The sequence below is a fragment of the Candidatus Tectomicrobia bacterium genome (assembly GCA_016192135.1).
Classification (GTDB): Bacteria; UBA8248; UBA8248; order UBA8248; family UBA8248; genus 2-12-FULL-69-37.
Map to the genome: position 1 here is coordinate 72,392 of JACPUR010000035.1, position 23,126 is coordinate 95,517.

The 23,126-nt window shown below is 68.3% G+C and carries 21 protein-coding genes; 15 read left to right on the forward strand and 6 right to left on the reverse strand.

All coding sequences use genetic code 11. The features are described 5' to 3' along the window. Positions 1–40: 40 nt before the first annotated feature. From HYZ11_14090 to HYZ11_14100, 3 genes are all read right to left on the reverse strand, one after another. Positions 41–1,789 (reverse strand): iron ABC transporter permease, encoded by a 1,749-nt coding sequence (locus HYZ11_14090; GenBank protein MBI3128730.1) that lies wholly within the window; start codon positions 1,787–1,789, stop codon positions 41–43. Positions 1,790–1,868: 79 nt separating this feature from the next. Then, complete coding sequence (locus HYZ11_14095; protein ID MBI3128731.1) at positions 1,869–2,981, reverse strand: ABC transporter substrate-binding protein; 1,113 nt, start codon at positions 2,979–2,981, stop codon at positions 1,869–1,871. Positions 2,982–3,197: 216 nt separating this feature from the next. After that, positions 3,198–3,605, reverse strand: a complete 408-nt coding sequence (locus HYZ11_14100) for a peptidoglycan-binding protein (GenBank protein ID MBI3128732.1) — start codon at positions 3,603–3,605, stop codon at positions 3,198–3,200. 552 nt (positions 3,606–4,157) lie between these two features. On the opposite strand from HYZ11_14100, the gene HYZ11_14105 reads away from it, so the two are divergent. The 3 genes from HYZ11_14105 to HYZ11_14115 all read left to right on the forward strand — a co-directional run bounded on the left by HYZ11_14105 (position 4,158) and on the right by HYZ11_14115 (position 5,622). Further along, entirely contained in the window at positions 4,158–5,048 is an 891-nt protein-coding gene (locus HYZ11_14105; protein MBI3128733.1) for a lyase, read from the forward strand. 95 nt (positions 5,049–5,143) lie between these two features. Next, positions 5,144–5,362 (forward strand): hypothetical protein, encoded by a 219-nt coding sequence (locus HYZ11_14110; protein ID MBI3128734.1) that lies wholly within the window; start codon positions 5,144–5,146, stop codon positions 5,360–5,362. A gap of 23 nt (positions 5,363–5,385) precedes the next feature. Beyond that, the gene (locus tag HYZ11_14115; protein MBI3128735.1) at positions 5,386–5,622 is read left to right on the forward strand and encodes a hypothetical protein; all 237 of its coding nucleotides are present in this window, start codon (positions 5,386–5,388) and stop codon (positions 5,620–5,622) included. Between the two features lie 9 nt (positions 5,623–5,631). Here HYZ11_14115 and HYZ11_14120 read toward each other — a convergent pair whose 3' ends face one another. Together HYZ11_14120 and HYZ11_14125 are read right to left on the reverse strand one after the other, a co-directional pair. Continuing rightward, the gene (locus HYZ11_14120) at positions 5,632–6,360 is read right to left on the reverse strand and encodes a TIGR00730 family Rossman fold protein (GenBank protein ID MBI3128736.1); all 729 of its coding nucleotides are present in this window, start codon (positions 6,358–6,360) and stop codon (positions 5,632–5,634) included. A gap of 27 nt (positions 6,361–6,387) precedes the next feature. Continuing rightward, complete coding sequence (locus HYZ11_14125) at positions 6,388–7,137, reverse strand: DsbA family protein (protein MBI3128737.1); 750 nt, start codon at positions 7,135–7,137, stop codon at positions 6,388–6,390. A 173-nt stretch (positions 7,138–7,310) separates the two neighbouring features. Between HYZ11_14125 and HYZ11_14130 the strand changes: the two genes are divergently transcribed. The 6 genes from HYZ11_14130 (at position 7,311) to HYZ11_14155 (ending at position 13,457) form a co-directional block, all read left to right on the forward strand. Further along, the gene (locus tag HYZ11_14130) at positions 7,311–7,820 is read left to right on the forward strand and encodes a VOC family protein (protein MBI3128738.1); all 510 of its coding nucleotides are present in this window, start codon (positions 7,311–7,313) and stop codon (positions 7,818–7,820) included. Between the two features lie 88 nt (positions 7,821–7,908). Beyond that, complete coding sequence (locus HYZ11_14135) at positions 7,909–8,961, forward strand: Ldh family oxidoreductase (GenBank protein ID MBI3128739.1); 1,053 nt, start codon at positions 7,909–7,911, stop codon at positions 8,959–8,961. Between the two features lie 105 nt (positions 8,962–9,066). Then, the gene (locus tag HYZ11_14140) at positions 9,067–10,461 is read left to right on the forward strand and encodes a tetratricopeptide repeat protein (GenBank protein MBI3128740.1); all 1,395 of its coding nucleotides are present in this window, start codon (positions 9,067–9,069) and stop codon (positions 10,459–10,461) included. Between the two features lie 38 nt (positions 10,462–10,499). Continuing rightward, complete coding sequence (locus HYZ11_14145) at positions 10,500–11,273, forward strand: hypothetical protein (GenBank protein MBI3128741.1); 774 nt, start codon at positions 10,500–10,502, stop codon at positions 11,271–11,273. A gap of 25 nt (positions 11,274–11,298) precedes the next feature. After that, the gene (locus HYZ11_14150; protein ID MBI3128742.1) at positions 11,299–12,570 is read left to right on the forward strand and encodes a hypothetical protein; all 1,272 of its coding nucleotides are present in this window, start codon (positions 11,299–11,301) and stop codon (positions 12,568–12,570) included. A gap of 113 nt (positions 12,571–12,683) precedes the next feature. Beyond that, a complete protein-coding gene (locus tag HYZ11_14155; protein MBI3128743.1) occupies positions 12,684–13,457 on the forward strand; it encodes a PAS domain S-box protein in 774 nt (257 codons plus the stop codon). A 73-nt stretch (positions 13,458–13,530) separates the two neighbouring features. On the opposite strand, the gene HYZ11_14160 is transcribed toward HYZ11_14155, so the two are convergent. Continuing rightward, entirely contained in the window at positions 13,531–14,805 is a 1,275-nt protein-coding gene (locus tag HYZ11_14160; protein ID MBI3128744.1) for an MFS transporter, read from the reverse strand. Between the two features lie 256 nt (positions 14,806–15,061). On the opposite strand from HYZ11_14160, the gene HYZ11_14165 reads away from it, so the two are divergent. The 6 genes from HYZ11_14165 (at position 15,062) to HYZ11_14190 (ending at position 22,968) form a co-directional block, all read left to right on the forward strand. Then, positions 15,062–16,510 (forward strand): FAD-binding protein, encoded by a 1,449-nt coding sequence (locus HYZ11_14165; protein ID MBI3128745.1) that lies wholly within the window; start codon positions 15,062–15,064, stop codon positions 16,508–16,510. 5 nt (positions 16,511–16,515) lie between these two features. Then, positions 16,516–17,889, forward strand: a complete 1,374-nt coding sequence (locus HYZ11_14170; protein MBI3128746.1) for an FAD-binding oxidoreductase — start codon at positions 16,516–16,518, stop codon at positions 17,887–17,889. Positions 17,890–18,124: 235 nt separating this feature from the next. Further along, on the forward strand, positions 18,125–19,468 hold the full coding sequence (locus HYZ11_14175; protein ID MBI3128747.1) for a 4Fe-4S dicluster domain-containing protein: 1,344 nt from the start codon (positions 18,125–18,127) through the stop codon (positions 19,466–19,468). 62 nt (positions 19,469–19,530) lie between these two features. After that, positions 19,531–20,541, forward strand: a complete 1,011-nt coding sequence (locus HYZ11_14180) for an alpha/beta fold hydrolase (protein ID MBI3128748.1) — start codon at positions 19,531–19,533, stop codon at positions 20,539–20,541. Positions 20,542–20,803: 262 nt separating this feature from the next. Continuing rightward, complete coding sequence (locus tag HYZ11_14185; protein ID MBI3128749.1) at positions 20,804–21,583, forward strand: M48 family metallopeptidase; 780 nt, start codon at positions 20,804–20,806, stop codon at positions 21,581–21,583. Between the two features lie 245 nt (positions 21,584–21,828). After that, positions 21,829–22,968, forward strand: coding sequence for a hypothetical protein (locus tag HYZ11_14190; GenBank protein MBI3128750.1), 1,140 nt, complete (start codon positions 21,829–21,831; stop codon positions 22,966–22,968). Positions 22,969–23,126: the final 158 nt, after the last annotated feature.

The window sequence follows — 23,126 nt, forward strand, 5'->3', positions numbered from 1 at the left end:
ATTGAATTCGCGAGGAGCCGGAAAAGGCCGGGCGGCCCCCTCAGGCGACCAGAGCCTCGCGGCCCGCGGCCTTGCGGAAGAGAAAGACGCAGCCCAGCAGGATGAGGGTTTGGACGACGGAGAGGGCGCAGGTGACGGACTCGTTCTTGTACTCCTGGAGGTAGTAGATGCCCACCGAGAGGGTTTCGGTCCCTGTCGTGTGGAGGATGAGCGACATCGGCAGTTCGCGGATGAAGATGAGGAACAGGAGCAGCCATCCCGCGAAAATGCCCGGCTTGAGCAACGGGACGGTGATGCGCCTGAGCGTCGTGGTCCAGGAGGCGCCGGAGAGGCGGGAGCTCTGCTCGAGCTCCTCCGAGACGGCCAGCATGACGGAAGCCACGTTGCGCTGTCCATAGGGGAAAAAGCGCGTCACGTAGCCCAGCAGGAGTATCCACATGGTCGCGTAGATGGGCGTCTTGATGTAGGTGAGGAGCACCCCCACCGCGATCACGATGCCCGGGAAGCCCACGGGCAGGGCGCACAGGAAGTCCAGCGCGCCGGCAAAGCGGCCGCGCCGGCGGTGGATCTGGAACGAGATCACGATCGAGAGGACCATCCCGATCGTGGCGCCGCTGATCGCGAGGATGAAGCTGTTGATGATCCCGTTCGTCGCGGGCTTGATGCTTTCCGGCGACCAGAAGAAGAGGACCAGCTCGTAATTGATGGAGGAGAAATCGGCCGGAATGATCTTGCCTATCCAGACGCGGTGGAGGCTCACCAGGAAGATGCTGATGACGGGCAGGACCACCGCGATGAGGATGTAGAGGACGTTCAGGCCGAAGGCGAGCCATTTCCAGCGGCCCAGGTCCACGACGGTGGGACGGAAGCCCTTTCCCGTCACGGTGGTGAACTCCCGCGGCGCGATGATCCGCCGCTGCACCCAGATGAAGGCCGCCGTGACGACCCCCAGCGTCATGCTCATGGCCGCGCCCATGTAGCTGTTCGCCTGGTCGCCCACGGCCTTGGTGAAGATTTGGGTGGTGAGGGTTTCCCAGCCGTAGGGGGCCCCGAGCTTGAAGGGCACCCCGAACTCCCCCGCGCTCGTGACGAAGACGATGATCGTACCCGAGAGGATGCCCGGCAAGGCGAGCGGGAGCGTCACGGTGAGGGTGGTGCGCATGAGGCCCGCCCCCGCCGTGCGGGCGCTGTCCTCGAGGGAGGGGTCCATCCGCCGCAGCGAGCCCACCACGAAGAGGTAGACCAGGGGGGTGAAGAATATTCCCGTCACCCACATGATGCCGAAGAGGTTGTTCACGTTGAAGAGAGCCCCCTCGACCCCCAGGAAATCCCACGCCAAATGGTTGAGCATGCCGACCTGAGGGGAGGCCAGGTTGTGCCAGGCGATCGCCCCCACGAAGGGACTCAGGAAGAAAGGGATGAGGTTCAGGGGCTCGAGCTTTTCGCGCCAGGGGCAGTTCGTGCGGGCGTTGACCCAGGCGAGGGAGACGCCCAGGAAGGTGGCCAGCATGGTCGAGCCGGTGCTGACGAAGAGGGTGTTGAGCAGGGCCTTGCGGATGACGTGGCCCTGGAACATTTCCCGGTAGTTGGCCAGGCCCCACTCTGTCCCGAAGCCCAGGTCGTCGAGCACCAGGAAGCTGCTCACCACGAGGGCGAGGAGCGGGAGCAGCACCATGGCCGCGACGAGCAGGCTGACGGCCGTGTTCGTCACCGTCTCCACGGTGAGGAGGTTCCGCCATCCCTGCAACCGTGCGGCGGCTTGCGTCGTGCTCAGGGTGGTCATGGGCACCTGCCGCCAAGGGCTCCCCGGGGCGAGGCGGCCCGGAAGGCCGCCTCGCCCCGGGGTCGCCACGAGAGGCTTTCTCTTCCTACTGGAATATCTTCTGCCACTCCGCGTGCATCGCCTTGAACTTCTTCGCCGCCGCGGTTTGATCCTTGATGGGGAGTATCTTCACCTTGTCGAAGTCGATCATGTACTTGCGGACGGACTCGGGCGGCTTGTAACCCTTGAGCATGGTGTAGAAGCTCACCTCCCCCTCGGCCACGATGTCCGCCGCCTCCTTGGTCAGGAGGAAGTCGAGGAACAGCTTGCCCGCGTTCGGGTGCTTCGCCCCCTTGATGACGCCGGCTTGCTGGCCGAAAAGGACCATACCCTCCTTATAAGTCCCCCATTTCAGCCCTTTCTCCAGTTCGGGCTTCTCGCGGATCTTCTGGAGGGCGCGGCCCGAGAGGTTCCACATGTCCACCGGACGCTCGCAGTTGATGACGAACTGCATCTTCGCCTCGGTGCGGAAGGCCACGAGAGGATCGAGCGCCTTGAGCTTGGGCCACATCCCCTTGATATCGATGCCGTTCTCGATCAGCCCGATGGTCGTGAGCGAGTACGAGGTGCTCTTCGTGACGTCGCTGACGAGGACCTTGCCCTTGAGCTTGGGGTTGTCCGTGATATCGGCATAGGAGGTGATGTTCACCCCCTCCATGCCGGGGCAGGCCGTGTTCCAGACGGGCTGAAAGGTGTAGGAGTAGGGGGAGACGAAATGGGGATAGTCATAGTATATCCCCGCTTTCTTCCAATTCTCTTCATGGTTCTTCACGTGGCCGCTGTCCAGGGGCAGGAAGGCCCCCGCCTTGGCGGCGCCGATGAAGAAGCCCGCCGAGGCGACCGAGATGACATCGAAGGTGAACTTGCCCGCCCGGATCTCCTGGCGCGCCTGGGAGACGGTGGGGCCCGTCCCCTTCTGGATGGGAACTACCTTGAAGCCGCTTCCCAGCCCGTAGCGCTTGACGAAGGACTCCCCCAGCTTCTGCATCGTGTCGTTGTTGAAAGATGTCTGGAGGTAAACGACGGAGCCTTCCTTCTTGGCGAGCGGAATGAGCTTCTTCTCCTGCGGCGTGATCTCGGTGGCGCCGAAGGCGGGCGAGAGAGCCAGCAGCGCGCCCAGCGGCAGGGAAAGGGAGAGGGCTCTCATTTTCCGGTTCATGTCGTCGCTCCTTCTCCGGCAGTCGGTGGGAAATTCTTCTTCGCCCATTGGTGCAAAGCACCACCGGTGGACGGCGGCTTCGGCCCATCTGGGGCGGCGGACGCTCTGTATGAACGATGAGTTCAATATGCACGGGAAGGTCTTTGCCCGCAAACGGCAAAAAAATCCCCCTCCCGGGAAGGGAGGGGGAGGAAGTCCTTGGGGCCGGGCGCGCCGCTACTTGCCCATGAAGGGTTGGAGCTTCGCCATGGTTTCCTTGTCGGCGCGGCCCGTCGTCTTGAGCCCGTTCTTCTTCTGGAAGGCGCGGAGGGCACTGCGCGTCTTGCGGCCCATGACCCCGTCGGCCGGGCCGGGGTCCTCGCCCGCCTTCTTCAAGGCCGCCTGAAGGGTCATCACCTCGGGGTTGCTCTTCTTGGCGGCGTTCCGGGCGCGGGCCGGCGCCTTCTTCTGCATCTTATCTTGGGCCTTGGGGGCGGCGGGCTTCTCCTGCTGCACCGAAGGAGCGCCCTCCTGAGGCTTCTCCTGCGCCTGCGCGAATCCGGCGAGAGCGATGGCGGCGGCGAAGACGGCTGCGGTTGAAACTGAAGCCAGGCGAACGTGTTTCATGGCGGAATACATCTCCATTAGCGGCGAGTAAGGGGCATGCGGTTTCTTCCGGAAGGCGCGAGGGCCCGGGGGCGGGCGCTCGAAGTTCCAGGCCGAGCCACGAACGCGGATGGACATTCCCTCCGGCCGCATCTGACGCCGAACTCCTAGCGGCGGCCCCGCCGCGGGCGCGCCCGGGGGCGCAGAGCCCGCGGACGGCAGTCGAATCTCCTCATTCTACTTCAACAACGAAAGGGCGCGCGGGGAAAAATTGCATGATTTCACCTGAAACCGGAAGGCATTATCATTACCTCCCTCCATCGCTTCGCTCCCTCCCCCCCAGGGAGCGGAAGGGTTTGCGCTCTCCCCCTGTTTTTCAGGGTCCCCAAACTGGCCCGCCAGTTTGGGAGGAGGGGGGAGCTTTTGGGGGGTGGTGTTGAGGTGGATAGACATTCCACATCCGGCGAAGCCGGCCCGGCCGCCGCCCGGCCTCGCCGCAAGGGAGGGGAGACGATGGGGCTGAGAATCGCGGTTGCGGCCGTGCTCCTGGCGCTGGGAGCCGCCGCCGGGGGTGAGGCAGGTGCGGCGAAGGTGGAGATGCAGTCTTACCCCGTGCCCAAGGGTGCCCATCCGCACGATGTGGCCCCCGCCGCCGGTGGCGGGGTCTGGTACACCGCCCAGCACCAGGGGGCCCTGGGCTGGCTCGACCCGAAGACGGGCAGGACCGAGCACATCCCCCTCGGCGGGGGGTCCGCACCCCACGGGGTGATCGTCGGGCCGGACGGCGCTCCCTGGGTCACCGACAGCGGCCTGAACGCCATCGTGCGGGTAGACCCCAAGACGCGCGCGGTGAAGCGCTACCCGCTCGCCGGCCGGGGCTACGCCAACCTGAACACCGCCGCCTTCGACGGCCGGGGCGTCCTCTGGTTCACGGGCCAGAACGGGGTGTACGGCAGCGTCGACCCCAGGACGGGGCAGGTGAAGGTCTATGACGCGCCCAAGGGGCGCGGCCCCTACGGCATCGCCGCGACGCCGGACGGCTCCGTCTACTACGTCTCGCTGGCGGGGAGCTATCTCGCCCGCATCGATACCGGGACGGGCGCGGCCGAGGTGATCGAGCCCCCGACGCCGGAGCAGGGGGCGCGGCGGGTATGGTCCGATTCCAAGGGGAGGCTCTGGATCAGTGAGTGGAACAGCGGGAACGTGAGCCGCTTCGACCCGAAGACGAAGGGGTGGAAGGTGTGGAAACTCCCGGGCGAGAGCCCGCGCGCCTATTCGGTCTACGTGGACGAAAGGGACATCGTCTGGCTCACCGACTTCTCGGCCAACGCCGTCGTCCGCTTCGATCCGGAGACGGAGAAATTCCAGGCCTTCCCGAGCCCGCGCCCCGGGGCGCGCGTCCGCCAGATGCTGGGCCGCCCGGGGGAGGTGTGGGCGCCCGAGTCGGGGACGGATCACCTCGTCGTCCTGCGGACCCGGTGAGTGGGGTCCGAAATTCGCATGCGGAAAGCGCTTGCAGAGCGGACGAGATGAGGGCATATTTCGGATAGAAACGTCCGGTATATGGAGACATGCCCATGCCCCCATCCGACAAGCAGGCCCTCGAATCTTGCTGCCCCTACCGGGAGGACTCCGAGGAAGAAGGAATCCTCTGCTTCGACCCCTGGCTGGACGAGTACGCCAAGCCTCCCGAGAACATCATCGAGGGCTGGTGCAAGGGCGACCATCTGCACTGTCCCGTCTACACGGGCTTCCAGCGGAGCGTGGCGCTCCGGACCGGGGGCCAGCTTCCCTAGCCCGCTCCTGCCAGGAGGCCGTCATGATCCCGGGTCCGGAGGCGTTCGAGGCGGCGCGGGAGCCGGCGAACCGGATGAACCTGGGTTGCCCCTTCCGGGTGGACTTCCCGGGAGAGGGGTTCCTTTGCTTCGAGCCCATGGGGCGGACGCTGCGGCCCCCGGTGGATGACGCTTGGTGCGGCCGGGACCCGCTCCGATGCCCCGCTTGCCAAGCCTCCCTGCAGGCCCTCCGGATGATGCTGCTGCGGCGCTGCGCCTGATCGATTCCCCTACTCCGCCAGCATCCGCACCGGCAGGAGCGTCTTGCGCAGGCGGAATTTCACCACCGAGTGGCGCTCGATGTGCGCCATCGCCTCCTCGACCGAGTCCGTGACGAGGATGAGGTCGAGGTCCGTGGGCGAGATGGTTCCCTCTCCCGCCATCTCCTTGAGGAGCCCGAGAAGGGGCTCCCAGTAGTGCCGCCCCATCAGGACGATGGGGAAGTCCTGGATCTTCCCGCACTGGATCAGGGTATACGCCTCGAACAGCTCGTCCAGCGTCCCGATGCCGCCCGGCATCACGACGAAGGCGTAGGAGTACTTGAAAAGGAAGACCTTCCGGATGAAGAAGTAGCGGATGGTCACCCAGTGGTCGAGGTAGGCGTTCGGCTTCTGCTCGTGGGGGAGCTGGACGTTGCATCCGACCGAGCGGCCGCCGCCTTCCTTGGCCCCCCGGTTGGCGGCCTCCATGAGACCGCTCCCGCCCCCCGTCATCACCGTGAAGCCCAGCTTCACGATCTCGCGGCCCACCTCGCGCGCCAGCTCATAGTAGGGGTGCCCCTCCTGGATGCGGGCCGAGCCGAAGACCGTCACGCAAGGGCCCAGGAAATGGAGCTTTCGGAGCCCCCGCACGAACTCCAACGCCACGCGGAAAAGAAAGGCCGCCTCCCATTTCCGGGAGTGCGGCCCTTCGAGGAACGCCTTCTCGTCCAGCTTTTGGCCGTCTTGGGTGCCGAGCAACCCTTTCAACGGGCGCCTCCCGCGGGGCTACTTCCCGGCCCGCGCCTCCTGGATCAAGCCGGCGAGGTCCGCCTCCTCCATGGCGCCCGGGATGAGCTTCTTCCCGACGACGAAGGCCGGCGTCCCCCGGATGGCGAGCGCCTGCGCCAGGGCGAAGTTCTTCTGCAGGATCGCCTCGATCTCGGGCGCCGCCATGTCCTTCTTCAGTCGCTCGGAGTCGAGCCCCACCGAGGCCGCCGTCTCGAGAATCTCCGCCTCGCTGAACGAGCCCCCGCCCGACATGAGGGCGTTGTGGAAGGCGACGTACTTTCCCTGGGCGCGTGAGGCGAGGGCGGCCCGGGCCGCGAGGACCGAGGGCGGACCCAGGATGGGGAACTCCTTGTAGATGATGCGAACCTTGGCGTCCTTCTTGAGGACGTTCTCCACCGCCGGGTGCACCTTCCGGCAGTAGCCGCAGCGGTAGTCGAAGAACTCGACGATGGTCACGTCCCCCTGGGGATTCCCGCCCACGGGCGCCTCGGCGTCGTTGTAGAGCGGGCCCTGGTTCTGGCCGAGCGCCTGGTGCGCGGCCGCCGTCTGGGCGGCCTCCCGCTTTTGCTCGAGCGACGCGATGGCCTCGGCGATGACTTCGGGGTTCTTGAGGAGGTACTGGCGGACGATGCGCTCGACGTCCGCCTCGCCGCCCGGAGTCCCCGAGAGCCTCCAGACGAGCAGGGAGCCCAGGACGATCAGGATCACGAGGGTGGCGGCCGTGGTGAAGGTCAGGCGGTTCTTCATGGACGGGATTTTCCTCACTGGGGGAATGCGCGCCGCCCGCGGCGGCCGGATAGAGAATGGGCGGGGAAACCCCCGGAGTCAAGGCGGCGGCGGGCATGCTACAATGGCGGCTTCGCGGCCATGCCATCGGTCCAGCGGGAGGCGCCGCCTCTCAAGACAGGGGGAGGGTAGATATGCCCTGCTTCGTCAAGCGTGTCGGCCACATCGGTATCCACGTGAAGGACGTGGGGCGCTCGATCCAGTTCTACCGCGAGGTCCTCGGCCTGAAGCTCACGGGCAAGTGGGGCCCGCCCGACTTCCGCCGCCCCATCTGCTTCATGCGCTGCGGCGACATGCACCACGACCTCGTGTTCTTCGAGCTGGCGGAGGACGCGCGCAAGGCCGGCATCCCCCTCGGCGACTCCGAAAAGCGCACCCAGGCCGGGCTCCACCACATCGCCTTCGAGGCCCACGACCGGGAGACCTGGCTCGAGGCCCTCCAGCACGTCCGGGGAAAGGGCATCCAGCTCGTTTCGGGGCCCTACACCCACGGCCCCGAGGGCTCGGACGGGGACAGCTTCGTGGGCGGCAGCGGGAGCCACGCCTTCTACTTCCTCGACCCCGACGAGAACCGCATCGAGATCTACTGCTGGATGATGCGGGTCAGCCGGCCCAGCATCGCCGCGCCCGCGCCGGACCTGTAGGGAAAAACAAGCCTTCCGGGGCGGATATTCCCCGCAGGGGCGTTCAATCGGGCGCCCCTGCGCTTGCTCGTGCACGGAGAGATCCCGCATGCCCTCCGATTCCCCCCGCGTCTTTCCCGCCGGCGCCCTGCGCGGCTTGGTGGAGCGCCTGTTCGCGGCCGCGGGCTGCGGGCCGGAGGACGCGGCCGTGGCGGCCGACGTCCTGCTGGAGGCCGACCTGCGCGGCTACGGCACGCACGGCCTCCTCCGGCTGCCCATGATGATCCGGCGCATCCAGTCCGGCATGATCGACCCGAGGGCGCGCCCCCGGGTGACGGAGGAGCGCGAGGCCAGCGCCCTGGTGGACGCCGGCCGTGCGCTGGGCCCGGTGGGCGTCCTCTACGGGGCGCGCTTGGCCGCCCGCAAGGCCGCGCGCGCCGGCTGCTGCGCGGTCGGGGTGGTGAACGCCGACCACATCTGCATGGCGGGCTACTACGCCGAGCACATCGCCCGGGAGGGCCTGGCGGGCCTCCTGATGGGCGTGGTGCAGCCCCTGGTCCATCCGCTCGGGGGCGGCGAGCGCGTGCTGGGCACGAACCCCCTCGCCATCGCCCTTCCGGGTGAGGACGGCCGGCCCCTCCTCCTCGACTTCGCCACGAGCGAGATCGCCTTCGGCTCCGTCCTCCGGGCGAAGGCCCGGGGGGAGAGACTCCCGCCCGGGGCGGCCGTCGGGCCGGACGGCCGGCCCACGACCGATCCGGCCGAGGCGGCGGCGGGCGCGGTCGCCCCCTTCGGCGGGCACCGGGGCTACGGCCTGTCGCTCTTCATGGGGCTGCTGGCGGGCCCTCTCCTCGGGGCCAAGGTGGGGAAGCCCCTGGGCCAGGCCGTCCGCGAGGGGCGCTACGACAAGGGGGAGCTCCTCATCGCCATCGACCCCGCCGCCTTCGGCGACCCCGGGGAATTCCGCCGGGCCGCCGCCGTCCACATCCGGGAAGTGAAAGGCTCGCGAAAGGCGCCCGGGGCCCCGGAAATCCGCATCCCCGGCGAGCGCGGCTTCGCCGAGCGCGAACGCCGCCTGCGCGAGGGCGTTCCCATCGACGCGGCCGTCTGGGCGGAGGTCGCCTCCCTCGCCGGGGAGCTGAAAGTTTCTCTTCCCGGATAGCTTTCTCCGCTTCCCTCTTGAGAAGTACGCATCTCCCGGCGGATAATGCGCGCCGGTTCCCTTTCTTTAACTCGTTCGGCAGGGGCTCTCTGGAGGGTGACGGGCATGCGGCGCATGCGGTGGGCGGCACTGTGCGGGTTGGCGTTCTTGCTCTGGATGTTTTCCGTCCCGGCCTGGGGCCAGACGGCGGAGGAGTGGTTCCGCCGGGGGAGGGAGGCCACCTCGCCCGACGACCAGATCCGCTACTACACCGAGTATCTCCGCCTCCGCCCGGACGACTACGTCGGCTACAACAACCGGTGCATCGCCTACCGGGCGAAGAAGCTCACCGACCTCGCCCTGGCCGACTGCAACCGGTCGGTGCAGATGAAGTCCGACTTCGCCCTGGCCTACAACAACCGGGGCAACGTCTACCTGGACAAGGGGCAGTTCGACCTGGCCATCGCGGACTACTCCAGGTCCATCCAGCTGGACCGGAACTACGCCCTGGCCTACAACAACCGCGGCGTCGCCTACCACGACAAGAAGATGCACGACCTCGCGCTCTCCGATCTCACCGAGGCCATCCGGCTCGATGGCGGCAAGCCTCTCTACCACCGCAACCGCGGCCGCCTCCAGATCGACCGGAAGAACTATCCGGCGGCCATCGAGGATATGAACCGCGCCATCCAGATGGAGCCGGGCGAAGCCTACAACTTCTACCACCGGGGGCGCGCCCGCGAGCTGGCCAAGATGACCGACGAGGCCATCCAGGACTACACCCAGGCCATCCGCCTGAACCCCTCCGACACCTACTTCAACCGCAACCGCGGCTACCTGTACCTGGACAAGGAGCTGTACGACCTGGCCGTCGCGGATTACAACAAGCACCTGGGCGCCGTGCCGGACGACCACGTCTCCTTCAACAACCGGGCCGTCGCCTACGAGAACAAGGGGCAGATCGACCTCGCTCTCGCCGACTACGCCAAGGCCGCCCAGATCAACCCCAAGTACGCCCTCCCGCACCGCAACCGGGGGCGGATCTTCCAGGGCCGCAAGCAGTACGACCTGGCGGTCATCGAGTACACCAAGGCCTTCGAGCGCGACCCGAAGGACATCTCCTCCGTCCGCTGGCGCGCCCAGAGCTACAAGGCCATGAAGCGCTGGGAGGAGGCCCGGAACGATTTCGAGAAGGCCTACCAGGCCGATCCCGCGAGCGCCGCGGCCAACAACTCCCTCGCCTGGTTCCTCGCCACCTGCCCGGGGCCCGCCTCCTGCCGCAACGGCAAGCGCGCCGTCGAGCACGCCCTGAAGGCCGTGGGACTTGATTACAGTGCCTCCTACATGGACACCCTCGCCGCCGCCTACGCCGAGGACGGGCGGTGGGAGGACGCCGTGCGGACCCAGGAGCAGGCCGTCGCCATGCTGCGCCAGCAGAAGGCGAGCGAGAAGCGCATCGCCGACTACCAGACGCGCGCCGACCTCTTCAAGAAGAAGAAGCCCCACCGGGAGGCGGAGTGAAGGGAGGGGCTTGCGGCCCATGCGGAGGAGGGCTGGGCATGAAACGGCTTTGGCTCGTCATGCTGGCGGTTGCGGTCGTCGTGGGCGTTTCCGCCCCGGCCTGGGGCCAGACGGCGGAGGAGCTGTGGCGGAAGGCGCAGGAGACGCAGTCCTACGAGGCTCAGATCCGCTACTACACGGAATACATCCGCCTGAGGCCGGAAAGCTACGCTGCCTACACCAACCGGGGGAGCGCCTACGGACGCAGGGGTCTTTACGATCTTGCCGTTGCGGACCACACAAAGGCAATCCAGTTGAAGCCGGATTACATACTGGCTTACAGCAACCGGGCCGCGATGTACAAGAGGCTGAGGCTCCTGGACCTGGCTCTCGCGGACATCGCGAAAGTGCTCCAGAGGGAGCCGAATCATGTTTTCTCTCTCAGCAACCAGGCGGAAATCTATTTGATGAAGAAGCTTTACCTTCAGGCGCTCGCGGCGCAAGAGAAGGTGGTTCGGCTGGCGCCCGAGGACTCCGCGGCGAACAACTTCCTCGCCTGGTTCCTCGCCACCTGCCCCGGGCCGCCAAGCTGCCGGGACGGAAAACGCGCCGTGGAGATCGCCATCAAGTCGGTCCGCCTGAGGTGGGATGAGTACAACTTGGACACCCTGGCCGCGGCCTACGCCGAGGCGGGACGCTTCGAGGACGCCGTCAAGACCCAGCAGCAGGCCATCGACCTCCTCCGCCAGAAGAAGGCGGGCGAGGTACGCATCGCCAGTTATGAAAAGCGATTGAACCTTTACCTGCAGAGGAAGCCCTATAGGGACAACTAGTTTTGCATCCAGTCAGGAGGCCCCCGTGCCCCGGCCGCACTACGATGCCCCGCCCCGCGCGGGGGACACGATGATCCCCTACGGCCAAGAGCCATCGAGGCTCGCGGGCCCCCGCCCCGAGATGAAGAAGAACACCCGCCTCGTGGGCCACACGGACTTGGACGGCTGGGGGGACACCTTCCAGATCCAGGTGCGGGACGGGGTGGCCTACGTCGCCGCCTCGGGCGCCCTGGGCCACAACGGCATGACCGTCCTGGACGTCTCGGACCCCTCGAGGCCCCGGGTGGTCCACCGCATCGTGGACCGGCCGAGCGCCCGCACCCATAAGCTGCTCCTCGTCGAGGACGCCCTCTACACCAACAGCGAGAAGGTGCCCGGCATCGACGACCCCGAGGCCGTCGGGGGGATGCGTATCTTCGACCTCGGCGACCGCAGGAAGCCCCGCTTCGTGAACTGGATCGAGGGGGAGGGCCGGGGGGTCCACCGGCCCATCCACGACCGGGAGCGGAAGCTCCTCTACTGCTCGGCCTTCAAGGAGGGCTGCCGGGGCAAGGTGATGAACATCTACGACGTGCGCGACCCCTTCAAGCCCGAGCTCCTGAGCCAGTCCTGGATCGAGGGCCAGAACGAGGGGGCGGGGGAGAAGCCCTCGTGGGATTTCGAGCAGGTGGGCTGGGGCTGCTGGCTCCACGAGGCCAACCCCTGGGGGAACTACGCCACCTGCGGCTTCTGGAACGGGGGCATCGCCCTCTTCGACACCTCCGATCCCCGGCGGCCCCGGTTCCTCTGGCGCCACAACCCCCACGAGACCCACGGTTGGCCGGGCGCCTACCACACCTTCCTCGTGCCCCCGGGCGGGGAGTTCGCCGTGGTGACGACCGAGTGCGTCACCATGAACTGCGCCCACCCGCCCGCCTTCGTCACCTTCTACGACATGCGGAACCCGCTGCATCCGCTCCCCATCAGCACCTACCACCCCGCCGAGATCGACCCCGTCTCCATGCGCCCCCGGGACATGAGCTGGTGCGAGACGGGCGCCCGTTACGGGGCCCACAACGTCTGGCTCGACATGCGGCGCGACGACCTCGTCTACATCGTCTGGTACAACGGCGGCCTCCGCATCATCGACTGGTCCAACCCCTTCCGGCCCAAGGAAGCCGGTTACTACGTCCCCGCCGGGAACGCCGAGAAGTTCTGCCCCCAGTCCAACGACGTCTTCGTGGACCGCGCCACCGGCCTCGCCTATGTCGGCGACCGCTGGGGCCTGGGGATGCACATCGTCGAGTACACGGGCTAGACATTCCACGTAAGCCGTTCTTATAATTTCGGTTAATCTGGCGTTTCGTGTGCTGGGTGCTTGGAAACTCGTCTTCCGCTCCGCGCCAGAGGAGCGCGCGAAGGAGGCCGCTGATGGGGGGATGCGGTCCGGAGGTGAAGCAGACGGCGGAGCCTGCCCGGCGCCAGGAGCGCATGCTCAGGCGCGCCGAGCAGCTCGCCGGGATGGGGAGCTGGCACTGGGAGATCGGGACCAACACCCTCATCTGGTCGGACGAGCTCTGCCGGATCTACGGATTGGAGCCCGGAACCGCGCTCTCCTATGAGGTCTTCATCAACCGGATTCATCCCGACGACCGGGCCCGGGTCCACGCGGCCGTGGCCGCCGCGCTGGAATCGGGCAAGCCGTTCCGGCATCAGGAGCGGATCATCCGCCCCGACGGCCAGATGCGCGTGCTCGACTCCCAGGCCGAAGTGGAGCGGGACGAAGCCGACCGGCCGGTTTCGATGTTCGGGCTCTGCCGCGACATCACGGAGGAGGTGCGGGCGCGAGACGCCTTGCTGGAGAGGGAACGGCGGTTCGCCAAGCTGTTCCATGCCAGCCCGGTGGCCACGGCTCTCACCACCCTCGCGGAGGGCCGCTTCGTGGACGTCAACGCCCGGTTCCTGGACATCACCGGCTACAGCCGTGAGGAGCTCCTCGGCCTCGCCCCGCAGGTGCTGCGCCTTTGGTCCCCGCCGGAGGACCGCGAGGGGTTCCTGGCCAGGCTGCGCGAGGCGGGCACGCTCCGCGAGAGCACGGTGAGCTACTTGGACCGTACCGGCAACGAGCGCCGGGCGCTCGCTGCGGTGGAGCTGGTCGAGATCGACGGCGAAGACTGCCTGCTCACCCTGCTCTGGCGCACCTGAATGCGCCTTCCTGTGCGGCGCCGCCCGTTCATGAAGGAGTCTCTTTCAATCGGGCCGACCGAAAGGCTACTTCCTAATTCCCCTCCCTCCCCGCCGGCCGGTACATGAAGAGCGCGAGGAAGAAGCTGGCGCCCAGCCCCGCCAGGATGAAGCTGAAGGGGATGAGGTAGCTCCCCGTCCGGTCGAAGAGCAGCCCCGCCAGCGGCGGCCCGAGGGCCCCGCCCAGCCCGAAGGCGATCTCCAGCAGGCTCATCACCGCCCCGAAGGAGCGCCCCCCGAAGCTGTCCGCCGCCATGGCGGAGTGGCAGGTGCCCATCGCGCCCGTCCCGATCCCGTAGACCAGGGCGAAGAGCCAGGCCAGCCAGGCCGGGCTCCCCATCGGGGGGATGAGGAGGAGGAGGGCGAGGCCCGCCACCGAGATGGCGACGGCGATTGCCTGGGCCTGCTGGCGGCCGAGGCGGTCGCTCGCCCAGCCCAGCGTCATGCTCCCGATCATGCGGATGGCCCCCATCGAGCCGAAGATGAGGGCGGCGAAGGCGGTCGAGAAGCCCGCGTCCGTCAGGTAGAGGGCGAGCTGGCTCAGGACGGTGTTGTTGTTCACCCCGATGAAGAAGACGATGAGGGCTAGCGCCCAGAAGTTGCGCTCCCGCCGGACCGAGGCCAGTACCTGGCGCAGGGGGACGGAATGGCCCGGGGCGGGCGGGGCGGGGGTGCCCTCGCGGCGGGGCAGCCCGTCCAGGGACTGGCCCACGTCCTCGGGCCGGTCGCGCAGGAGGAGCCAGAGCACCGGGGCGAAGCCCGCCAGCACGAGGAGGCCGAAGGCTAGGTAGGCCGCCCGCCAGCCCGCCCCCGCGATCAGGCGCTCGATCGCGGGGATGAGGAGGAGGATGCCGATCCCGCTCCCCGAGAGGGCGATGCCCGTGGCGGCCCCCCGCTTGCGCTGGAACCAGCGGGGCATCATGGCGCTGTTCAGGGCGAAGCCGCTCATCGCCGCCCCAACTCCCAGGAAAAGGCCGGTGAAGACGTACACGTGCCAGAGGGAGGAGACGAAGAAGCCGAGGGCAAGCCCCATCCCCACCAGGGCCGATCCCCAGGGGACCACGGAGCGCGGGCCCTTCCGGTCGAAGAGGCTCCCGACGAAGGGGCAGATGAGGGCGTAGGTGGCGAGCATCAGGGCGTAGGCCCCGCCCAGCGCCCCCCGGCCCCAGCCGAACTCGGCGATGAGGGGCACCTGGTAGATGGCGAAGGAGAAGCGGGCCGTGATGGTGAAGGCCATGGTCCAGAACGCCAGGGCCACGATGACCCAGCCGTAGTAGAAGGGGAGGGTCAGGGGAGGGCGGCCGGGCACGGTGTCTCCTATGAAATCTCAATTCACGGCATCCGGCCCCGCCCCTCCCCCAATCCCTCCCCTTAACCAAGGGGAGGGATTGGGGGAGGGGCGAATCGTTCCGCGTGGTCTGTAGGGGCGGTTCGCGAACCGCCCCTATGGATGGCAGGGTGACCGCCGTTTCCTTGGGGATGCCCCGCCCCCGCTTGGGCCCACCCGGACGGCGGGCTATAATCCATCCGATCGGGCAGGATTTCCAGCCGGACAGGGGCGTTCCGTGGACCAGGCCACCCTCATCCAGAAGCTCACCGAGGCCGTGGGGGCCGACTACATCCACACCGACCCGGTGGCGCTCAGGGCCTACGACTGCGACGCCCTGACCATCTACAAGGGCCAGCCCTCGGCCGTCGTCCTCCCGGGGAGCACGGAGGAGGTCCAGCGGGTGGTGCGGCTGTGCCGGGAGGCGGGGGTGCCCCTCATCCCGAGGGGCGCGGGCACCTGCCTCTCGGGCGGAGCCACGCCCGCGCCGGGAGGCGTGCTGGCCGTCTTCGTGCGGATGAACCGTATCATCGAGATCGACTACGAGAACCGCCTCGCGCGCGTCCAGCCGGGGGTGGTGAACCTCCACCTCTCTCGCGAGACGCTGCCGCGCGGCTTCCACTACGCCCCCGATCCCTCCAGCCAGATGGCCTGCACCATCGGCGGGAACGCCGCCGAGAACTCGGGCGGCGCCCACTGCCTCAAGTACGGGATGACCACCAACCACATCCAGGGCATGACGGTGGTGCTGGGCTCGGGGGACGCCGTCCATCTGGGCGCCGACGGGGACGAGACCCCAGGGCTCGACCTGCGCGGCTTCTTCGTCGGCTCGGAGGGCACCTTCGCCGCCATCACCGAGCTGACCGTGCGCCTCACCCCGAACCCGGAGGGGGTGCGCACCATGCTCGCCTGCTTCAAGGAGGTGGGGGACGCCTGCCGCACCGTGAGCGAAGTGATCGCCGCCGGAGCCGTGCCCGCCGCGATGGAGCTCATGGACCGCTACACCATCGAGGCGGTCGAGAAGGTGATGCAGGCGGGCTATCCCCGGGACGCGGGTGCTGTCCTGCTGATCGAGCTGGACGGCCTGCCCTCCTCCATCCGGCCCCTCGAGAAGATCATCCGCGACATCTGCATGAAGAACGGCTGCGCCACCTTCCGGCTGGCCCAGAGCGAGGCCGAGCGCGAGAGCCTCTGGATGGGCCGCAAGAAGGCCTTCGGCGCCTTCGGGGCCATCGCCCCGGCCTACTACTGCCTGGACGGCACCGTGCCCCGCTCGAAGCTCGCCGAGGTGATCGACGAGTTCGACCGCATCGCCGCCCGCTACGGGCTTCGCATCACCAACGTCTTCCACGCCGGGGACGGCAGCCTCCATCCCAACGTCCTCTTCGACGACCGCGTGCCGGGCGAGACCGAGCGGGCCGTCGAGTGCGGGGCGGAGGTGCTGCGGGCCTGCATCCGGGCGGGCGGGGTGCTCTCCGGCGAGCACGGCATCGGCATCGAGAAAAAGCGCGAGATGCGCGACCAGTTCGACGCCGCGACCCTCGGCATCATGGAGCGGGCCCGGGAGGCCGTGGACCCGGACGGCATGTTCAACCCCGGGAAGATTCTGCCCGGAGGAGAGGTGGAGTTCCCCATCTGCGACGCCAGCCAAGGGGTGGCCCGCATGGCCGCCGCCTTCACCAAGTAGCCCGCATGGCCGCCTCGCTCGACGCCTTCGCCCGCGCCGTGGAGGCCGATACCGGCGACCCCTCCCTTCTCTCGGGGGATGGGACGGGCATGTACGTCCTGGGGGGCCGGATGCCCTTCCTCGTCGCCCGGCCCGCGAGCCACGAGGCGGTGCTGAGCGTCCTCGCCCGGGCCAGCGAGGGGAGCCTCGGCGTCGTCCCCTGGGGCGGGGGCACGAGCCGCAGGGCGGGCTATCCCCCCGAGCGGTACGACGTGGCCCTCTCGACCGAGCGCCTCTCGGCGGCGGTGGATTTTCTCTGCGACGACCTCACCGCCGTCGTCCAGCCCGGCATGACCATCGAGTCGCTGAACCGGCTCACCCGGCCCGAGGGGCAGACGGCGGGCCTCGATCCCGCGAACCCGGGGAAGGCCACGGTGGGCGGCACCGTCTTCGCCGAACGGTCGGGCCCCCAGCGCGTGCGCTGGGGGAGGGCGAGGGACCGGGTGATGCGGCTCAAGGTGGCGCTGCCGGACGGCTCCTCCCACACCTACGGCGCCCTGGTGGTGAAGAACGTGACGGGCTACGACATGAACCGCCTCCTGGCCGGTAGCTGGGGCACCCTCGCGGTGGCGACCGAGCTGGCCATCCGCCTCTACAAGGCGCCCGAGCGCTCGGGCGCGCGCGCGGCCGGCTTCGGCACCGCCGGGGAGGCCTTCCGGGCGGCGCGGCGCCTGATGGCCCTCCCGCTCCATCCCCTGTGGGTCGAGGTGCTGGACGCGGGGCGCATCGAGGCGCTGGGGGAGCGGTATTTCCTCCCGGGCCCCTGGTGCCTCGCCGCCGCCTTCGGGGACTTCGAGGAGGGCCTGGCCGAGGCGCTCCGCCGCTTCGAGGACCTCCTGGGCCGGGAGGGGGGCCGGGAGCTCGCCCGCCTGGACGAGGAGGAGACGGCCCGCCTGGGCGCCGCCCTGGCGGACCAGCCGGGCGGGGACTTCGCCCGCGAGGAGTCGCTCGCGGTGCGGGCCTCGGGCCGGGCGGACCAGCTCCCCCGCTTCGCCCGCGCGGCGGAGGAGGCGGCCGGGAAGGGCGGCTTCCGCCGCGCGGTCGCCGCCCACGCCGGGAGCGGGGTGCTCCGGGCCTGGCTCGCCCCCCGGGAGCGGGGCGTCGAGCCCCGGGCGGCCTGGGACGCCTTCGCCTCCCTCTGCCGGGCGGGGGCCGATCCGGCGGCGGGCCGGTTCGTCCACGTGCGACTCGACGGCGGCCCCACCTCCCTGCGGGAGCAGATTCCCGTCTGGGGGGAGGACGCCCTCGATCCCGCCGCGCTGGTCCTCATGCGCCGCTTGAAGCGCGAGTACGACCCGACCCGCACCCTGAGCCCCGGGCGGTTCGTGGGGCGGCTGTAGGAAAAAAGGGGACGAAGACTGAAGATGTCATTCCGAGGGCCGAAGGCCCGAGGAATCTGTTGTTGGTTCAAAAGCAGATTCCTCGCTGCGCTCGGAATGACATCGCACATGGAAGGGCGGTGGGATGTTGTGGTAGGGGCGAGGCTTGCTTCGCCCGTGCGGATGCGGATATGGCACACCTGATGTAGGAACGGTTCGCGAACCGCCCCTACAGATTCAAAATCAGGCGGGACAAATGGCAATAGCGACCGAGAGCAAAACGGCCGAGGCCTCCAACCCCCTCTCCGGCCCCCTGGGCCCGGACCGGGAGATGATCCAGCGCTGCATCCACTGCGGCCTGTGCACCACGAGCTGCCCGACCTTCGCCCTGCTGGGGAACGAGATGGACTCCCCGCGCGGGCGCATCTACCTCATGCGCATGGTGGTGGACGGGGAGATGGCGGTGAACGCCACGGTGCTGAAGCATCTCGACCGCTGCCTCGACTGCCGGGCCTGCGAGACGGCCTGTCCCTCGGGGGTGAAGTACGGCTCCCTGATCGAGGCGGCGCGCGAGGGGTTGGAGAAGGTGCGGGAGCGGCCTCTTGGGGTGCGGCTGCTGCGGCGCTTCCTTTTCCGGTGGCTCCTGCCGAACCGTGCCCTGCTCGCCTTCGCGGCGGCGGGGACGCGTCTCTACCAGCGCACCTTCCTGCGCCCGCTCCTGCTCGGACTCGGCCTGATCCCTGAGAAGCTCGCGCGCCTCGAGCCCATGATGCCCGAAGCGCCCCCCCTCTCCTCGATGCTCCCGCTCCCCTCGGAGATCCCGGCCATCGGGGAGGAGAGGACACGCGTGGCCTTCTTCGGGGGCTGCCTCCAGTCGGCCCTCTTCGGGGACGTGAACCGCGCCGCCGTGCGGGCCCTCGCCGCGAACGGGGCGCGGGTGAGCATCCCGGCGGCGCAGACCTGCTGCGGGGCGCTCCAGGCCCACGCCGGGGACCGGGAAACGGCCCGCCTCCTCGCCCGGCAGAACCTCGAGGCCATCGATCCCTCCCAGTTCGACGCCATCGTGCTCGCCGTCTCGGGCTGCGGGGCCATGCTGCACGAGTACGGGGCGCTCCTGGCGCGCGACCCCGCCTTCGCCCGACGCGCCCGGGCCTTCAGCGAGAAGGTGATGGACGTGACGGTCTTCCTCTCCCGCATCCAGCTCCGCAAGGCTCCCCATCCCGAGCCCCAGCGGGTGGCCTACCACCACCCCTGCCACCTCTACCACGCCATGAAGGTGCGCCAGGAGCCCCTGAAGGTGCTGGAGGCGGTCGGGAACGTGGAGACGGTGCCCTTAAAGGAAAGCGACTGGTGCTGCGGCTCGGCGGGGAGCTACAACCTGACCCAGACCGAGCTCTCCATGCGCCTGCTGGACCGCAAGATGGGCCACGTCGAGGCCTCGGGGGCGCCGGTGGTCTGCACCGGGAACCCCGGCTGCCAGATCCAGATCACCTACGGCGCCCGGGAGCGGGGGATGGACCTGCGCGTCGTCCACCCCGTCGTGCTCCTGGACGAGGCCTACCGCGCCGCGGGCTTCTACGAGGGCGCGGCGCTGCCCTAGAAAAAAGAGCGATTATCTACCCCCTGGGGACTGTGCTTTCATCTGTCTTGAGGAGCCACCGGATGCCCGTCGCCGCAGCGCGCAAAGCCTCCCCGGCCATCGAGGCCAAGGAACACTTCATCCCCTCGCTGGACAAGGGGATCACCGTCCACTTGTGGGAGAAGCGGCCGAGGGGCAAGCGGCGCTTCGGCCCGGAGGCGGCGCTGCTCCTCGTCCACGGCCGGGTGGCTCCGGGCCCCGTCGCCTTCGATCTCAAGGTGCCGGGCTACTCCTGGATGGACTTCATCGCCTCCCGGGGCTTCGACGTTTTCACCCTCTCGGTGCGGGGCTTCGGGAAATCCACCTGGCCGAAGGTCATGCGCGAGGACCCGGCCGGGAAGCCGCCCGCCATCCGGGGGAAGGAGGCGGTGCGGGACATCGCGGCGGCCGTGCGCTTCATCTGCGAGCGCAGGGAGGTGGACCGCGTCAATATCCTCGGCCGCTCGTGGGGGACCACCCTCTCGCCGCTCTTCGCCACCCAGGAGCCCGCGCGGGTGGGGAAGCTCGTCCTCTACGCCCCCTACTACGCCTTCGACGACCCCCGCCGCCGGGCGGCTTTCGAGGACCCGGCCCGGCCCGGCCGCTTCGACGCCCGCCGCGGGGCCTGGATGTGGAACACGCGGGAGAACATGGAGCGGCGCTGGTGGGGGCACATTTCCGGCACGGCCCACCACAAGTGGCGGGAGCCGCGGGTGGTCGACGCGTACTGGAAGTCCCTCCTCGCCAACGATCCGGAAGGGGCGAAGCGCCGGCCGCCCGCCCAGCGCCTGCCGAATGGCTCGCTGGCCGACCTCTACGACCGGGCCTCCAACGTCCCCCTCTACGACGCGGCGAAGGTCCGGTGCCCGGTCCTCCTCATCCGGGGGACGCAGGACGGCGCCTCGGCCGATCCCGAGGCCCTGGGCCTCTTCCACGCGCTGCGCAACAGTTGGGGGAAGCGCTACGTCATCCTCGAGGACGGCACCCATTTCATGGAGCTCGAGAAGCGCCGGATGGAGCTTCTGAACGAGGTGCAGCACTTCCTGGAGGAGTAGGGGGACGAGACGTCCGGTTTCGGACGGGTTCGGCATTTCTCCCTCTCCCTATGGGAGAGGGCAGGGGTGAGGGAGGATTTGGCGCCGCGTGTGGCCGTTCCCTCACCCCCCGTCCCCTCTCCCTCCTCCCGAACCGGCGGGCCGGTTCGGGGACCCGAAAAGACGGGGAGAGAGGAGCCTGGAAGAAGAGGGATCGCCGAGGCAGGAAGTTCTCGGGTGCAGCTCGCTGAGGCTTTGGAAAGGCCGCCGGGAGGAACTCCCCATGTTCCACCGCCTGCTGGCATTCGTCCTCGCCGCTTTTCTCGCTCTCCCCCTGCTGGGCGGGTGCGTCCGTTCCGAGCTGACGGGCAGGCAACAGCTCCTCATTCTCCCTCCCTCCTCCGAGCAGGAGATGGGCCTCACGGCCTGGCAGGAGCTCCTCAAGAAGCATAAGATTAACCGCGATCCGCGGATCAACGCGATGGTGCGGCGCGTCCTCGGCCGCATCGCGGGCGCCACGGGGCAGACCGGCTACAAATGGGAATTCGCCGTCATCGAGGACCGGACGCCCAACGCCTTCGCGCTCCCGGGCGGGAAGGTGGGAGTTCACACTGGCATCCTTCCCTACACCCGGGACGAAACGGGCCTGGCCGCCGTCATCGGGCACGAGGTGGCCCACGTGATCGCCCGCCACGGCGGGGAGCGGGTTAGCCAGCAGCTCCTGGTGAACCTCGGGCTGGCCGCCGTCGAGGCCGGCATGTCGGGCGGAGACCCCGCGATGGTGCGGCAGGTGACGGGCCTCCTGGGAGCGGGGGCCTCGGTTGGCCTCATCCTGCCCTTCTCGCGCAGCCACGAGTCCGAGGCGGACCGCCTGGGGCTCATCTACATGGCAAAGGCCGGCTACGACCCCCGCGCCGCCGTGGACTTCTGGCGCCGGATGCAGCAAGCCGGGCGGGGAAAGGGCAAGCCGCCGGAATTCCTCTCGACCCATCCGTCGGATGAGACCCGCATCCGCCAGCTCCAGCAGTGGCTCCCCGAGGCGATGCGGAATTATCGGCCGTGACGACCGGGGAAATCAGGAAATTAATTAAGTTAAATCCTTTTTGCGCCTGATTTTTCCGGCATTTCTAACTGGTGAATTTCGTTAGGATGGAATATATTTTTTCCGTTCGGCCTTCCGTAAAAGCACCGTCTCCCTTCGCGCACAAAATTCAGGCTCTGGCCGCCTCGCCTTCACGGCGCCAGGGTGTCCTCATCCGTGCGTGTCATGAAGGGGGGGAGCCTATGTCAGGGGGTGCACGCGGACTGGTGAAATACACGTTGGGCTGTCTGCTCGCGGGGGGCCTGCTCCTTCCGGCCTGGGCGGAGGCGCAGCCGAAGGAAGAGAAAAAGGCACAGCCGAAGTACGTCGGCTCTCAGGTCTGCGTCACCTGCCACCAAGCGCAGCAAAACGACTGGGTGGCCTCGGGGCACCCCTACAAGCTGCGCAAGGCCGAGGACGCCCGCAGGGCGGGCCTGCCCCTGCCCGGCGGCTACACGTGGGATGACATCAGCTACGTCATCGGGGGCCGGAACTGGAAGCTCCGCTACGTCGACAAGCAGGGCTACATCATCACGTCCACGGGCGTCATGCCCGACGCCAAGCGCGACATATTCTCCCTGAAGGACGTGAAGCGCGGCACGCCCGGAAAGAACCAGTTCAACCTCAAGGACGGGACCTGGAGCAATTATCACCCGGGCCAGAAGAACCTTAAGTACGACTGCGGCGCCTGCCACACGACCGGATACAGCAAGGAAGGCCATCAGGACGGGATGCCCGGCATCGTGGGGACCTGGGCGGAGCCCGGGGTCGGGTGCGAGGCTTGCCACGGGCCCGGCGGGGACCACGTCGGCGGGAAGGGCTACAAGGGCAACATCCAAGTCCGCCCCGATAAGGCCATGTGCGGCCAGTGCCACATCCGGGGGAAGGCGGACACCATCCCCGCCTCCGGCGGATTCATCCAGCACCACGAGCAGTACAACGAGCTCCTGGCGAACAAGCACAAGGCGCTCGACTGCGTCACCTGCCATAAGCCCCACGTGAGCGCCAAGTTCAAGGACGGCCTCAAGGTGCAGTGTGAGAGCTGCCATCCGAAGCAGGCGGCCGATTATAAGGGCAGCATGATGCAGCTCGGCGGCGTTAAGTGCGCGGATTGCCACATGGCGCGGGCGACCAAGACGGCCATCCAGAAAGGTCCGCACGAGGCGGACATCCGGGCGCACCTCTTCAAGATCAGCCTCGACCCGGCGGCGAGCATGTTCACGCCGGACGGCAAGTTCGCGAAAGGTTTCCTCACGGTCGAGTATGCCTGTCTCGCCTGCCACGGCGGCAGGACCAAGGAATGGGCGATGGATGCCACCAAGAAGGGGATTCACGGCTACGGCAAAGCCGTCGCCGGAAAGAAATAGCTAAGCGCTTTCCTTCTTCGGCCCGCCGTGGCGGGGTTTCCCCGCCCGGCGGGCCGCCGCGCTTGCGGCGGTTTCATCCCGAGCGGCCGCCTCGCGAGAAGAAAACACGCATTTCGGTTGCGGGGGTCCGGTTTCCGCCCTATTTTTGATCCGGTTCG

Coding starts and splice junctions, on each gene's coding strand:
- HYZ11_14175 (MBI3128747.1), top strand. CDS start 18,125: ATGGCAATAGCGACCGAGAGCAAAACGGCCGAGGCCTCCAACCCCCTC.
- HYZ11_14185 (MBI3128749.1), top strand. CDS start 20,804: ATGTTCCACCGCCTGCTGGCATTCGTCCTCGCCGCTTTTCTCGCTCTC.
- HYZ11_14135 (MBI3128739.1), top strand. CDS start 7,909: ATGCCCTCCGATTCCCCCCGCGTCTTTCCCGCCGGCGCCCTGCGCGGC.
- HYZ11_14140 (MBI3128740.1), top strand. CDS start 9,067: ATGCGGCGCATGCGGTGGGCGGCACTGTGCGGGTTGGCGTTCTTGCTC.
- HYZ11_14155 (MBI3128743.1), top strand. CDS start 12,684: ATGGGGGGATGCGGTCCGGAGGTGAAGCAGACGGCGGAGCCTGCCCGG.
- HYZ11_14125 (MBI3128737.1), bottom strand. CDS start 7,137: ATGAAGAACCGCCTGACCTTCACCACGGCCGCCACCCTCGTGATCCTG.
- HYZ11_14180 (MBI3128748.1), top strand. CDS start 19,531: ATGCCCGTCGCCGCAGCGCGCAAAGCCTCCCCGGCCATCGAGGCCAAG.
- HYZ11_14130 (MBI3128738.1), top strand. CDS start 7,311: ATGCCCTGCTTCGTCAAGCGTGTCGGCCACATCGGTATCCACGTGAAG.
- HYZ11_14110 (MBI3128734.1), top strand. CDS start 5,144: ATGCCCCCATCCGACAAGCAGGCCCTCGAATCTTGCTGCCCCTACCGG.
- HYZ11_14115 (MBI3128735.1), top strand. CDS start 5,386: ATGATCCCGGGTCCGGAGGCGTTCGAGGCGGCGCGGGAGCCGGCGAAC.
- HYZ11_14100 (MBI3128732.1), bottom strand. CDS start 3,605: ATGGAGATGTATTCCGCCATGAAACACGTTCGCCTGGCTTCAGTTTCA.
- HYZ11_14095 (MBI3128731.1), bottom strand. CDS start 2,981: ATGAACCGGAAAATGAGAGCCCTCTCCCTTTCCCTGCCGCTGGGCGCG.
- HYZ11_14170 (MBI3128746.1), top strand. CDS start 16,516: ATGGCCGCCTCGCTCGACGCCTTCGCCCGCGCCGTGGAGGCCGATACC.
- HYZ11_14145 (MBI3128741.1), top strand. CDS start 10,500: ATGAAACGGCTTTGGCTCGTCATGCTGGCGGTTGCGGTCGTCGTGGGC.